At 72.1% G+C, this 13193-nt stretch carries 12 protein-coding genes; 3 read left to right on the forward strand and 9 right to left on the reverse strand.

The genetic code is table 11. The annotated features are described in order from the left end of the window. Window positions 1-49 precede the first annotated feature (49 nt). Window positions 50-664, forward strand: coding sequence for a CGNR zinc finger domain-containing protein (locus tag AB0F58_RS08980; protein ID WP_357140040.1), 615 nt, complete (start codon window positions 50-52; stop codon window positions 662-664). Window positions 665-676: 12 nt separating this feature from the next. Here AB0F58_RS08980 and AB0F58_RS08985 read toward each other — a convergent pair whose 3' ends face one another. The 7 genes from AB0F58_RS08985 to AB0F58_RS09015 all read right to left on the reverse strand — a co-directional run bounded on the left by AB0F58_RS08985 (window position 677) and on the right by AB0F58_RS09015 (window position 8768). Further along, complete coding sequence (locus AB0F58_RS08985) at window positions 677-1855, reverse strand: ROK family transcriptional regulator (protein ID WP_357140043.1); 1179 nt, start codon at window positions 1853-1855, stop codon at window positions 677-679. Between the two features lie 29 nt (window positions 1856-1884). Further along, window positions 1885-3144: an ABC transporter permease gene (locus AB0F58_RS08990; protein WP_357140046.1), complete on the reverse strand. Its 1260-nt coding sequence runs from the start codon at window positions 3142-3144 to the stop codon at window positions 1885-1887. Next, entirely contained in the window at window positions 3141-3962 is an 822-nt protein-coding gene (locus AB0F58_RS08995; protein WP_357140049.1) for an ATP-binding cassette domain-containing protein, read from the reverse strand. Before AB0F58_RS08995 ends, AB0F58_RS08990 begins: the two co-directional genes overlap by 4 nt. Before the next feature lie 107 nt (window positions 3963-4069). Beyond that, window positions 4070-5167 carry a substrate-binding domain-containing protein gene (locus AB0F58_RS09000; RefSeq protein WP_357140052.1) on the reverse strand — a complete coding sequence of 366 codons (1098 nt, stop codon included), beginning with the start codon at window positions 5165-5167 and terminating at the stop codon, window positions 4070-4072. Between the two features lie 257 nt (window positions 5168-5424). Next, window positions 5425-5904: a Cys-tRNA(Pro) deacylase gene (ybaK, locus tag AB0F58_RS09005; protein WP_357140055.1), complete on the reverse strand. Its 480-nt coding sequence runs from the start codon at window positions 5902-5904 to the stop codon at window positions 5425-5427. 9 nt (window positions 5905-5913) lie between these two features. Then, window positions 5914-7098 (reverse strand): methyltransferase domain-containing protein, encoded by a 1185-nt coding sequence (locus AB0F58_RS09010; protein ID WP_357140058.1) that lies wholly within the window; start codon window positions 7096-7098, stop codon window positions 5914-5916. Between the two features lie 122 nt (window positions 7099-7220). Next, entirely contained in the window at window positions 7221-8768 is a 1548-nt protein-coding gene (locus tag AB0F58_RS09015) for a cellulose binding domain-containing protein (protein ID WP_357140061.1), read from the reverse strand. Window positions 8769-9161: 393 nt separating this feature from the next. Between AB0F58_RS09015 and groES the strand changes: the two genes are divergently transcribed. Then, window positions 9162-9476 (forward strand): co-chaperone GroES, encoded by a 315-nt coding sequence (gene groES, locus AB0F58_RS09020; protein ID WP_357140064.1) that lies wholly within the window; start codon window positions 9162-9164, stop codon window positions 9474-9476. Between the two features lie 70 nt (window positions 9477-9546). Continuing rightward, the gene (gene groL, locus AB0F58_RS09025) at window positions 9547-11196 is read left to right on the forward strand and encodes a chaperonin GroEL (protein WP_357140067.1); all 1650 of its coding nucleotides are present in this window, start codon (window positions 9547-9549) and stop codon (window positions 11194-11196) included. A 154-nt stretch (window positions 11197-11350) separates the two neighbouring features. Here groL and AB0F58_RS09030 read toward each other — a convergent pair whose 3' ends face one another. Continuing rightward, on the reverse strand, window positions 11351-12574 hold the full coding sequence (locus AB0F58_RS09030) for a hypothetical protein (protein WP_357140070.1): 1224 nt from the start codon (window positions 12572-12574) through the stop codon (window positions 11351-11353). Window positions 12575-12698: 124 nt separating this feature from the next. After that, a complete protein-coding gene (locus AB0F58_RS09035) occupies window positions 12699-13082 on the reverse strand; it encodes a WhiB family transcriptional regulator (RefSeq protein ID WP_357140073.1) in 384 nt (127 codons plus the stop codon). Between the last annotated feature and the right edge of the window lie 111 nt (window positions 13083-13193).

Consider the following 13193-nt stretch of genomic DNA (forward strand, 5'->3'; position numbering starts at 1 on the left):
TGGAGAGATTGACTGGTTAGCTGCCGTCCCGTCAAGGCATACTGGCCGGGTGCACTGGATCGACGTCGACGGTCATCCCATGCCGGTGCTGCTCGCCGGCCACCGTGGACTGGAACTCTGCAACACCTGGGGCGGCTGGGCGGAGTCGCCCGCGCCGCACCGGGAATGGCTGCGCGACTACGACCGGCTAGCCGTCTGGGCCGGGCACGCGCATCTGCTCGACGCGGCCACGGTGCGCCGCCTCCGGGCGGTGGCCGAGGAGCAGGCGGACGCGGCCGACCGGGTGCTGGCGGAGACGAGGACCCTACGGGCCGCCCTGCGCGCCGTTCTCCTGACGCCCGGCGACACCGCCGCGTTCGACGTCGTCGCGGCGGTCGCCGAGCGGGCCGCCGCCGCTCAACGGCTCCGCGCCGACGCGGAAGGTGCACGGTGGACGCTCGACGAGGCGGCGGGACTGGCCCTGCCGCTGCTCGCCTGCGGTCGGGCCGCCGCCGACCTGCTCACCACGGCGGACCGGCCCCGGATCCGGGCCTGCCCCGGCGACGACTGCGGGTGGCTCTTCGTCGACCCGCGGGGCCGGCGGCGCTGGTGCAGCATGGCGGTCTGCGGCAACCGCGCCAAGGTGCGTGCCTTCGCCAGCCGCCAGCGCCGGCCCGCCGGCTGACCGTCGACGACGTCAGACGTCGAGAGGATCGGCGAGCAGCCGCTCGAAGGCCAGCTCGGCCGCGCCGATCAGGGGCGCCTCGTCACCCAGCTTCGGGGTGCGCAGCCGGACGTGCTCCCGGCAGGCGGCCAGCGCCATCGAGTTGAGCCGGCTGCGCACCTGCGCCGCCGCGGCGAGGTAGAGGTCCCGCATGGTGCCGCCGAAGACGACCATCTCGGGGTTGAGGATGTTGACCAGGTTGGCGACGCCGAAGCCGAGCCAGTCACCGGCCTGGCGGACCGCCGCCTGGGCGCTGGCGTCTCCGCGCGCCGCCGGGTCCACCACGGACAGGACGGCGTCCTGGCCCTCCACGCCGTCGCGGCCGGCGGCCCGCAGCAGCGCGGGTCCGCCGATCTCGGTCTCCCAGCAGCCCCGGGAACCGCAGCCGCACGGCTGCCCGCCGGGGTTGACCACCATGTGGCCGACCTCGCCGCCGTAGCCGGCGTGCCCGGTGACCCGCCGCCCGCCGGCGATGATGCCCGCCCCGACTCCCGCGTCGCCGTGCAGGTAGACGACGTTGTCGCAGCCGACCGCCACGCCACGGACGTGCTCGGCGAGGACCGCCAGGTCGGCGACGTTGCCGACGGCGACCGGGTGTCCGGTGCCCAGCCCGGCGCGGAGCAGTTCGCCGAAGGGCTCGTCGACCCAGCCGGTGGTGAGGTTGGAGCGGACCAGACCGTCGTCCCGGCGGACCATGCCGACCACCGCCACACCCGCGCCGACGCAGACCACACCGGGCGGGGTGTCCTGCTCCATCTCCTTGGCCATGGCGGTGAGCAGCGGCGCGGCCTCGGCCACCGCCGGGCCGTACGGGCGGGGCATCTCCCGGCGGTCGAGCAGTTCACCGCCGAGCCCGACCCGGGCGGCCCGCAGCCGGTCCACCTCGACACTGAAGGCGTACGCGAAGACCCGTTCCGACTCGGGCCGGACGACCAGCGACGGTCGTCCGGCCCGGCCGGTCTCCTTCGGCGCTCCCTCGCTGACCAGGCCCGCGCCGGCCAGGTCGGCGGTGAGCGCGCCGATCGTGCTGCGGTTCAGCCCCAGGGCGGTGGTGAGTTCCGCCCGCGAGGTCGCCCCGTGCACGTGCACGAAGCGGAGCAGCGCGCCGAGGTTCTGCCGGCGGATCTCGTCCTGGCTGGGTCCTGTGCGCATGCTCCTGGTACTCCGGTCGAGGGGCGTGGTCAGCGGTTGCCGGTGGCGGCGGCGCGTCGTCGGGAGAACGCGTCGACGCTCGCGGCGAGCAGCAGCACGACCCCGGTGACCACGTACTTGACCCCGGCTTCGTAGCCCATCAGACCCATGCCGTTGTCGATCACCGCGACCACCGCGCCGCCGAGCACCGCGTCGAGCACCCGCCCCTTGCCACCGAAGAGGCTGGTCCCGCCGATCACCGCCGCGCCGACCGCGTAGAGCAGTACGTTACTGCCCCCGGTGTTCGGGTCGACGGAGTTGGCCCGGCTGGCGGCCACGATCCCCCCGATGGCGGCCATCGTCGAACAGATCACGAAGACCGAGATCCGGATCCGGTCGACGTTGATGCCGGCCCGGCGGGCCGCCTCCCGGTTGCCGCCGACCGCGTAGACGTGCCGGCCGTAGCTGGTGCGCTGGAGCACGAAGGTCCAGAAGATCAGCAGGACCGCGATGATGGGCACCACGATCGGCACGCCCTTGAGCGAGTTGATCAGTACGTTGCGGCTGCGCTCCAGGTTGAGGATGTAGACCGCCAGACCGAGGATGACCGCCAGCCCGCCGATCCGGGCCAGCACCACCGGGAACGGGTCGGTGAGCAGGCCCCGGGCGGTCCGCTTGCGGTGGCGCAGGAGCTGCACCGCCGCGTACCCGCCGACCACCACGGCGAAGAACAGCCAGCCGAGCGTCGGCGTCAGGTTGCGGTTGGCGATCGCCACCAGCACCTCGTCGCGGACGGAGATGTTGCTGCCGCCGCTGATCAACAGCAGCACGACGCCCTGGAAGGCGAGGAAGGCGGCGAGGGTGACCACGAAGGACGGAATGCCGATCTTCGCGACCAGGGAGCCGAGGACGAGCCCGATGACCAGGCCGGTGGCGATGGCCGCGAACACCGCGACGTACCACGGCCAGCCCGCCTTGGTGACGATGTTGGCCAGTACGGCGGCGCAGACCCCGCTGGCGAAGCCGGCGGAGAGGTCGATCTCGCCGAGCAGCAGGACGAAGACCAGCCCCATCGCGATCAGCGTGACCGCCGCGCCCTGGGTGAAGAGGTTGGCGAAGTTCTGCGCCGACAGGAACGACGGTCGCATGATCGAGAAGACCGTGCAGAGCACGACCAGTCCCAGGACGGCCGGCAGCGCGCCGATGTCGCCGCCGCGTACCCGGCTGATGTAGTTGCGGACGTGGCCGCCCACGGTCGGCGTCTCGGTGACCGCCACCGGACCGACCTTGCGCACGGCGGTGCTGGTCATCGCAGGGCTCCTGGGGTGCTGTCGGCGGATGCGCCGGTGTCGGGGGGCTGCGCACCGTTGCCGGCCGGGAGGCCGAGCGCGCCGGACCGGCCGGCGGTGATCAGTTCGACCACCTGGGCGTGGGTGATGTCGGTGGTCTTCACCTGGGCGACCATCTGCCCGAGGTAGAGCGCGGCGATCCGGTCGGAGACCGCGAAGACGTCGTTCATGTTGTGCGAGATGAGCACGACGGCCAGGCCGTTGTCGGCGAGCCGGCGGACCAGTTCGAGCACCTGGGCAGTCTGCGCGACGCCGAGTGCGGCGGTCGGCTCGTCCAGGATCACCAGCCGGCTGTTCCAGAGCACCGCCTTGGCGATCGCCACGGTCTGCCGCTGGCCGCCGGAGAGGCTGGAGACGTGCTGGCGCAGCGACTTGACCGTCCGGACGTTCAGCCCGGCCAGGGTCTCGGCGGCCATCTGCTCCATGGTCGGTTCGTCGAGCACGATGCCGGTGCGCTTCTCCCGGCCGAGGAACATGTTCTGCACGATGTCGAGGTTGTCGCAGAGCGCGAGATCCTGGTAGACGACCTCGATGCCGAGGGCGGCGGCGTCCCGGGGGCTGTGGATGCTGACCGGACGGCCGTCGAAGAGGAACGTGCCGGCGTCCGTCGGGTAGATGCCGCTGATGCACTTGACCAGGGTCGACTTACCGGCGCCGTTGTCGCCGACCAGGGCGGTCACCTCCCCCGCGTGGGCGGAGAAGGCCACGTCACGCAGGACCTGGACCGGACCGAAGCTCTTGTCGATCCCACGTAGTTCCAGCAGGGGGGTGGTGGACACGGGTCTCCCTAACGTCTGTCGAGCCGCCGGGCGGCGGGCGTCACCGCGGGTTGCCGTGCCCGGGTGACGCCCGCGTACCGGTGGGGGTACCGGATGACCGGTACGGCTCAGCTGATCCCGGCCTCGGCGCAGAGCTTGGTGTACTCGGCGGTGCAGAGCGCCTCCTTGGTGACGAAGCCGTCCGCCACCACGTCCTTGACGTTCTCCTTGAAGATCAGCTTCGGGGTGAGCAGGACGGAGGGCACGTCCCGACCGCTCTCCGGGTCCTTCACCGTCTGGCCGGTCTCCTTGCGCTCGCCCTTGGCCAGCCCGATCGCCAGCTCGGCGGCGGCGTCGGCCTCCTGCTTGATCGCCTTGTAGACGGTCATGCACTGGTCACCGGCGAGGATGTTCTGCAGGCCCTGCACGTCGGCGTCCTGCCCGGTCACCGGGACCTTGCCGTTGAGCTTGTTCTTCTTGAGCACCGAGATGGCCGCGTTGCCGAGGCCGTCGTTCGCCGCGAGCACACCGTCGATCTTGCCGCCGGTCTGGGTCAGCATCTGCTCGAACAGCGTGGCGCCCTGGGCGTTGTCCCAGGCCGGGACGGACTGCTCCGGCCCCTTGACGTACTCACCCGAGTCGAACTTCGGCTTGAGCACCGAGTCGTAGCCGTTCTTGAACAGGGTGGCGTTGTTGTCGGTGGGGGAGCCGTTCAGGTACGCCACCACCGGCTTCTGCACGCCCTTGTCGGTCAGGCACTTCGTCAGGCCCTCGCCCTGGAGCTTGCCGACCACCTCGTTGTCGAAGCTGACGTAGTACTCGGCGCTGCCGCCGAGCGTGAGTCGGTCGTAGTCGATGGTCGCCACACCCTGCGACTTCGCCCTTTCCAGCACGGCCTTGCCGGTGCCGGAGTCCAGGTTGACGATCATCAGAGCGGTCACCCCGCCGGTGATCATCTGGTCGGCGAGGGTCTGGAACTGGTTCTTGTCGTCCTGCGCGTTCTGGATGTCGTAGTCGACGCCGGCCGCCTTGAAGGCCGCCTCCAGGAACTTGCGGTCGGCGTTCTCCCAGCGGCCGGAGGACTTGCTGTCCGGCAGGATCACGCCGATCTTGGGCTTCTTGTCGGAGCCGGCGTCGTTGTCGCTGCCCGAGTCGTCGCCGCAGGCGGCCACGCCGCCGGTGACGAGCAGGCCCACGGTCGCGATGGTGAGGATCCCTCTGCGCATGTGCGAGGTTCCTTTCGGGGTGGGGGTGTGTAGTTTTGTTGTGTCCGGCAACGTATTCCGCGTCACACGTCGAGCGCAAGACCGTCGAGGTCATGGATTTGTTGGCTGCGGTAACAATTCAGCAACGCCGACGAAACGTGCAGGTCGAGCGGCTGTCGGGAGCGCAGGATCAAACGAAGATGATCAACGTCCGGGGTGGCCGGTACGCCGGTGGCGGCCCGCGTACCCCCGCAGCCGTCCGGTGTCGGGCGCGCCGCTCAGGGGGTGGCGATCGGCGCGGTGGTCGCCCCGGTCAGCGCGACCAGGCCCGCCGGGGCGAGCTGGAGTTGGAGCCCGCGTCGCCCGGCCGAGACGTAGATCGTCGGGAAGCCGAGGGCCGAGGCGTCCAGCACCGTGGGCAGCCGTCGACGCTGGCCCAGCGGGCTGATGCCGCCCCGTACGTAACCGGTGGCGCGTTCGGCGAGCGCCCGGTCGGTCAGGACGGCCCGCTTCCCGCCGGCCGCCCCCGCGAGCGCCTTGAGATCCAGCTCCCCGGTGACCGGGACGACCGCCACGGTCAGGGTGCCGTCGACCTCGGTGACCAGGGTCTTGAACACCCGGTCGGCCGGTACGCCGAGCGCCGTGGCGACCTCGGCGCCGTAGTTCGGGGTGTCCGGCGAGACGTCGTACGGGTGCACGCTGTGCCCGACCCCGCGCTTGACCAGCAGCGCCGTCGCCGGTGTTCCCCGTCCCGCCACCGGCTCAACCTAGCCGGTCGGACGGCAGACCAGCACGGTCGGTGCCCCGGCGACCCGGGTGAGCACCACGCTCGCCGCCTGGTCGCCGGCGAGCCGCAGGTCGCGACGGAGCCGCTCCGGTTCCAGCGCCGAGCCGCGTTTGAGGATCTCCACCCGCCCCACCCGGCGGTCGCGCAGCAGGGTACGCAGCCGCTTCAGCGAGAACGGCAGCACGTCGGTGACCTCCAGGCAGCGGGCGAAGGGGGTGACGCCCGGGGTGTCCGCGTACAGGTAGGCGATGCTCGGGTCGGCGAGCGTCGCGTCCAGCGTGGTGGCGAGGTCGGCGACCAGGTGCGCGCGGACCACCGCCGGATCCGGATCGTGCAGGTACCGCCGGACCGGGCCGACCGGCGCCTCGTGCGCGCCCGAGCCGGTGAGCTGGTGCACCCGTCCGGCCCGCAGCACGGTCGCCCGGCGGGGCAGCTCGGCCAGCCGGCCGCACCAGAGCGCCGCCTCCACGAGGTCGCCGTCGACGCTGACCCACTCGGCCTCCGCGCCGGGCGGGATCAGCGCGTGGTCCAGCCCCGGAGCCACCTTCACCACCGTGTGCGGCACCCGGGCGGCGAGCGCGGTCACGAAGTCCCACGGGGGTGAGTACGCCCTCGGGTCGAAGATCCGCCGGCCGGTGCCGGTGCTGCGGCGCGCCGGGTCGCAGAAGACGCCGTCCACCCGGGACACGTCGAACGCGGTCGCGTCGGCGCACTCGACGGTGAACGATCCGGCCAGCCCGGCCGCCTCGGCGTTCGCGGCGGCCAGCCCGGCGGTCAACGGGTCGGCCTCCACCCCGTACACCCGGAGGCCGGCGCGGGCGGCGGCGAGCGCGTCCGCGCCGAGACCGCAGCCCAGGTCGGCGAGGGTGCGCACCCCGGCGGCCCGCAACCGCGCCGCCCGCCGGTCGGCCACCACCCGCCGGGTCGCCTGCTCCAGGCCGGCGCGGGTGAGGAACATCCCGGCCGCCTCCGGACCGAACTTGCCGGTCGCCCGGCGCCGCAGTTCGGCCTGGGTGAGTGCGGCGGCGGCCAGCCCGGCCGGCACGCCGGCCGAGCGGAGCGCGGCGGCCGCGGTCAGCGGGTCGCCGCCGGCCACCCGCGTCGCCGCGGCGAGCGCGGCCGACCCCTCGGGGGTACGCAGGGCGGCGAACTGGTCGAGATCCACCCGGCCCATTCTGGACCGCCGGCACCGACGCCCGTCGACCACCTCGGCCACCGGGGTCCCGCCTGCCCGGCGGGGCCACGCGGTCGGGTCCGGGCCACCCGGCCCGGACCCGACCGGCGGGGTCAGGGCAGTGACCTGAGGAACGGGCCGTGATGCAGGCGGAACTCCCAGGCGTAGAACCGGTCCCAGTTGATCGACCAGGTCATCAGCCCACGGAAGGCCGGGTTGGTCCCGCTGCGCGGTGCGTACGACCCGCAGTTCTGCCCCTTCACCAGGCAGTTCACCGCGGCCTGCACCCCGGCGGGGGCCAGGTAGCCGTTGCCGGCGCTCGGGGACGAGGGCGCGCCGAAGGCCACCTGGTCCTCGCGCAGTGCCGGGAAGACCCGGTCCGGGTTGCCGGCGACCGGGAAGCCGGCCAGCAGCATGTCCGTCATCGCGATGTGGAAGTCCGCGCTGCCCATCGTGTGGTACTGGTTGTCCAGCCCCATGATCGGGCCGGAGTTGTAGTCCTGGACGTGCAGCACGGTGAGGTCGTTGCGCAGCGCGTGGATCACCGGCAGGTACGACCCGGCGCGCGGGTCCTGCCCGCCCCACTGGCCCTGGCCGTAGTACTGGTAGCCGAGCTGGACGAAGAACGTCTCCGGCGCCATGGTGAGCACGAAGTTGGCGCCGTACCGCTGCTTGAGGGTGCGGATCGCGGAGATCAGGTTGACGATCACCGGCGTGGTCGGGTTGCGGAAGTCGGTGTCCCCGGCGTCCAGGTAGAGCGAGTGCCCCTCGAAGTCGATGTCGAGGCCGTTCAGGCCGTACCGGTCGATGATGGCCGACACCGACCGGACGAAGGTGTCCCGGGCGGCGGTGGTGGTGAGCTGGACCTGACCGTTCTGCCCACCGATGGAGAGCAGCACCTTCTTGCCCTGCGCCTGCTTGGCACGGATGGCCGTGACGAACTGGGCCTCGGTCTCCACCCCCGGGCACTCGGCCGCCGGGCAGAGCTGGAAGCGGATGTCGCCCGAGGTCACCGTGGTCGGCTCACCGAAGGCCAGGTTGATGATGTCCCAGTCGGCCGGCACGTCGGCCATCCGCAGGTAGCCCGAGCCGTTGGCGAAGCTGGCGTGCAGGTAACCGATCAGCGCGTGCTTGGGCAGTCCGCCGGGCGGGGGAGTGGTGGGCGGCGGGGTCGTCGGCGGCGGTGTGGTGGGCGGCGGGGTGGTGGGTGGTGGCGTCGTCGGCGGTGCGGTCGTGGGTGGCGGTGTGGTGGGCGGACCGCCGGTGCAGGGCGCGCCGTTGATCGTGCAGTTGGTGGGGGAGCCGGAGCCGGTGACCAGGAAGCCGAAGGACGCCGACGCGCCGGGTGCGACGGTGCCGTTCCACGAACGGTTGGCGAAGGTGTGCCGCCCGCCGGTGCTGGTCAGCGTGGCGTCCCAGTAGGAGCCGAGGGTGGTGCCCGTCGGCAGGGTGAAGGCGACCTGCCAGCTGGTGATGGTGGTCGGGCCGCCGTTGGTGATGGTGTAGCGCCCCTCCCAACCGGTGCCCCAGTCGGCGGTCCTGACGAGGGTGGCGGTCGGGCCGGCGGCCTGTGCCGGTGCGGCGACGACGAGGGTGGTGGCGGTGATGGCGGCGAGGGCCGCGACGGCGGCCAGCAGCGGTCTCGGGACAGGGCGACGCATCCGGACCTCCCGGTAGGAGAGCCGTCGGATCGACGGATGCCTAATTATTAGGATTGTTAACTGTAAAAGTCCAGGTGTGGTGGCGATCGATCCCGTCTCGGGCCGTGGAGCGGGGTGGTCGCGGCGCGGGTGGTCGCCTTTCGGGGGTGACGGCGGGTCCCGATCGACGCGACTCGCCCCGCCGTCGTTGGCACTCTCCTTGACGGAGTGCTAGCGGCGGCCTAATCTGCGATTAGCACTCTCCCATCGAGGGTGCCAGCCTCCGGGTCTCACTCGGAGGTTGAACGCCAGGCGGACCGGCACCCGCGACGACGGCCCCGCCCGGTGGCATGTGGCAGATTGACGCTGGTCGGCCCCGCCGACCGGTAACGAAACCAAGTACCCCAGGAGGGTATGCCCGTGACTACCGCGACCAAGGTTGCGATCAAGCCGCTCGAGGACCGGATCCTGGTCCAGGCGAACGAGGCTGAGACCACCACGGCGTCGGGCATCGTGATCCCCGACACCGCCAAGGAGAAGCCGCAGGAGGGCACCGTCCTCGCTGTCGGCCCGGGCCGCGTCGACGACAAGGGCAACCGGATCCCGGTTGACGTGCAGGTCGGCGACACCGTCCTCTACTCGAAGTACGGCGGCACCGAGGTCAAGTACGCCGGCGAGGAGTACCTGGTGCTCTCCGCCCGCGACGTCCTCGCGGTCATCGAGAAGTAACCAACCGATCAGTGTCGCTGCCCCGGTCCGGCTCGCCGGGCCGGGGCAGCAACGCTTCGAAGGGATATCCATGGCGAAGATCCTGAGCTTCTCGGACGACGCCCGGCACCTGCTCGAGCACGGTGTCAACGCCCTCGCGGACGCGGTCAAGGTCACTCTCGGCCCGCGCGGGCGCAACGTCGTCCTGGACAAGAAATTCGGTGTGCCGACGATCACCAACGATGGGGTCACCATCGCCAAGGAGATCGAGCTCACCAACCCGTACGAGAACCTCGGCGCGCAGCTGGTCAAGGAGGTGGCGACCAAGACCAACGACGTCGCCGGCGACGGGACCACCACCGCCACCGTGCTCGCCCAGGCCATGGTCCGCGAGGGCCTGCGCAACGTGACCGCCGGTACCAACCCGGCCGGCCTCAAGCGCGGCATCGACGCGGCGGCGGCCAAGGTTTCGCAGGCCCTGCTCGACCGGGCCGTCGAGGTGGCCGACAAGAAGTCGATCGCCCACGTGGCGACGATCTCGGCGCAGGACGCCACCATCGGCGAGTTGATCGCCGAGGCGATGGAGAAGGTCGGCCGAGACGGTGTGATCACCGTCGAGGAGGGCTCCGCCCTGCACACCGAGCTGGAGGTGACCGAGGGTCTCCAGTTCGACAAGGGCTTCATCTCGCCGAACTTCGTGACCGACCTGGAGTCGCAGGAATCGGTTCTGGAGAACCCGTACATCCTGATCACCACGCAGAAGATCTCCGCGATCGAGGAGCTGCTGCCGCTGCTGGAGAAGGTCCTCGCCGACAGCCGGCCGCTGCTGATCGTCGCCGAGGACGTCGAGGGCCAGGCGCTCTCCACGCTGGTGGTCAACTCGCTGCGCAAGACCCTGAAGGTCTGCGCGGTGAAGGCCCCGGGCTTCGGTGACCGCCGCAAGGCGATGCTTCAGGACATGGCGATCCAGACCGGCGCCGAGCTGGTCGCGCCGGAGCTGGGCTACAAGCTCGACCAGATCGGGGTGGAGGTGCTCGGCACCGCCCGCCGGGTGGTGGTCGACAAGGAGAACACCACCATCGTCGACGGTGGTGGCCGGGACACCGAGGTCGCCGACCGGGTCGCGCAGATCCGCAAGGAGATCGAGGCCTCGGACTCCGAGTGGGACCGGGAGAAGCTGGCCGAGCGGCTGGCGAAGCTCTCCGGTGGCGTCGCGGTCATCAAGGTGGGCGCGGCGACCGAGGTCGAGATGAAGGAGCGCAAGCACCGCATCGAGGACGCCATCGCGGCGACCAAGGCGGCGGTCGAGGAGGGGACGGTGCCCGGTGGCGGTGCCGCTCTCGCGCAGATCATCCCGACGCTCGACGACGACCTCGGCTTCACCGGTGACGAGAAGGTCGGCGTCTCGATCGTGCGCAAGGCACTGGTCGAGCCGCTGCGCTGGATCGCGCAGAACGCCGGCCACGACGGCTACGTCGTCGTGCAGAAGGTCAGCGGCCTGGAGTGGGGCCACGGCCTCGACGCCGCCGTCGGCCAGTACGTCGACCTGGTCGGCAACGGCATCATCGACCCGGTGAAGGTGACCCGTAACGCGGTCACCAACGCCGCGTCCATCGCCGGCCTGCTGCTCACCACCGAGAGCCTGGTGGTGGAGAAGCCCGCGAAGGCCGAGCCGGCCGCCGGTGGCCACGGGCACTCCCACGGTCACGGCCACGGTCACCAGCACGGCCCGGGCTTCTGAGCCGTCCGCGACACGGTACGACGGGTGCGCCGCTCCCCCGGGGCACCCGTCGGCACCTCGATCCGCAGGGCACGCCGTCCCCGTGACGGCGTGCCCTGCGTCGTTCGTACCCGGGATCCGGGCTGTCCGACGTGGACGTCGTCTGCACCGGAACCTAACCGGCGTCGGCGGTGCCGGCCACCTCCCGCCAGGCCGTCCCGGGGGCGAGCAGGGGCGCCCAGGAGGGGTGGTACCCCGGCGTACGGCGGTCCAGTTCCGCCCGGAGATCGCCGAGGTGCAGGTCGTAGCGGGGGGACGGGTACCACTGCGGCCAGGAGTCGTAGCGTCGCTCGACGGCGTACCCCTGCGGCGTGGTCGTCAGGCGGAGGAAGAACCAGCGACCGCCCTCGGGGTGGGTCTCCGCCGTCCGTAGCGCGCGGGTCAGGCCGGACAGCTCCCGGAACCCCTGCCAGTCGGTCTCTCCGGTGAGGGCGCGCGGCGGCTGTGGCCCCCGCTGCGTGCCGAGGCTGGTGTCCGTGGCCGCCACGAGCAGGGTGCAGCGCCCGTCCCCCGCCGGTGCCTGCGCGCGGACCCACTCCACCAGCGCGTCCAGCTCCGGACAGCGCGCCGGCTCGGGCCGCTGTCGCTCCGGCTCCTCGCGCATGGCGGCCCGGACCAGGTCCTCGTGCCCGTCGACGCTGAGCGTGCGGACCCGGCGGTCCGGGACGGTGGTGCCGGCCGGGACGGCCGGCGGGGTCCGGCCGGGGGTGATCCCGGCGGCGTCCGCGACGGCGAGCGCGGCGGTCAGGTCGACGGCGTGGGCCGGGAGCCGGCCGAGCAGCCCGGCCAGGGCCTCCGCGTCGAGGGCGCGGGCCTCGGCGGCGGCGAGCAGCTGCGCGGCGGACCCGGCGACGTCGTCCCGCTCGGTCGGGTCGTCGCGGTCGTGTCTCCCCCACTCGAAGACCACGTCGACGAGTTCGAGCCGGGCCTGTTCGGAGCCGAGCACCGAACCGGCGGTGGCGGCCAGGCCGTCCGGCAGGTCGTCCGGATACGGCACCCGGGACCAGGCCCCGTCGTCGTACCAGTAGGCGTAGCCGAGTTCGTCGTCGGCCTGCCAGCGGAGCAACTCCGGCCAGGGCAGCCACGCCGGGGCCCCGGCGAGGAGGTCGATCGGGGGCGTGGCGGTCACCGTGTCGCTGTACTCGTGGTCGTAACCGAAGAGCACCGCCCGTCCGCCGTCGACCAGGACCAGACGGGACCGGTTGCCGCCGTGGTCGTCGTGGTGGGCGCCGTCGGCGGCGCACCAGTAGACGTCGTCAACGCCGAGTGCGGTGAGGGCGCTGGCGAACAGGGCCCAGCGGTTCCAGAGCAGGTCGGGTGGGGGAAGATCGGGTGGCATCCCGCCATGCTGCCCGACAGCACGGTGCCGCGCCCCCGGCGGGGGCGCGGCAACGGAGGTCCTGGTCGTGCGTCAGGCGACGCAGTCCTGGTCGTGCGTCAGGCGATGTGGCGCTGGGCGTGCGTCAGGCGACGTGGCGCTGGGCGGGCATCGTCGACTTGTGCGGGCGGCCGAGACGGGCCTCCAGGCGGGCGACGTCCACCCGGCTGCGCCGCCGGTCGGCCAGGTCCTCCCAGCCCACGGCGAGCAGGCGAAGGCGCTCGGACTCGCTGAAGCCGCCCCACACCCCGTACGGCTCGCGGACGGTGAGGGCGTGTGCCGCGCACTCGGCGCGCACCGGGCAGGCCCGGCAGACGGCCTTGGCCTCCGACTCGCGACGGAGCCGGGAGGAACCTCGCTCGCCGTCCGGGTGGAAGAACTGGGCACTGTCGCGGCCCCGACAGGCACCGAGCCGCTGCCAGTCCCAGAGGTCGACGATGGGTCCGGGCAGTCTACGTACGTTCGACATCAGCACCCCTCCTCCCGCGCGGCACCGCCGCGATGGTCCGACAGGCCGTCCCCGAGCGGCGGTCGCGCGAGCACGCCGTGTCCGGCCTGAAGCTCCGATACCCTGCCGTCC

Origin of the sequence: Micromonospora sp. NPDC023956, from assembly GCF_040639195.1 — a bacterium.
Classification (GTDB): Bacteria; Actinomycetota; Actinomycetes; order Mycobacteriales; family Micromonosporaceae; genus Micromonospora.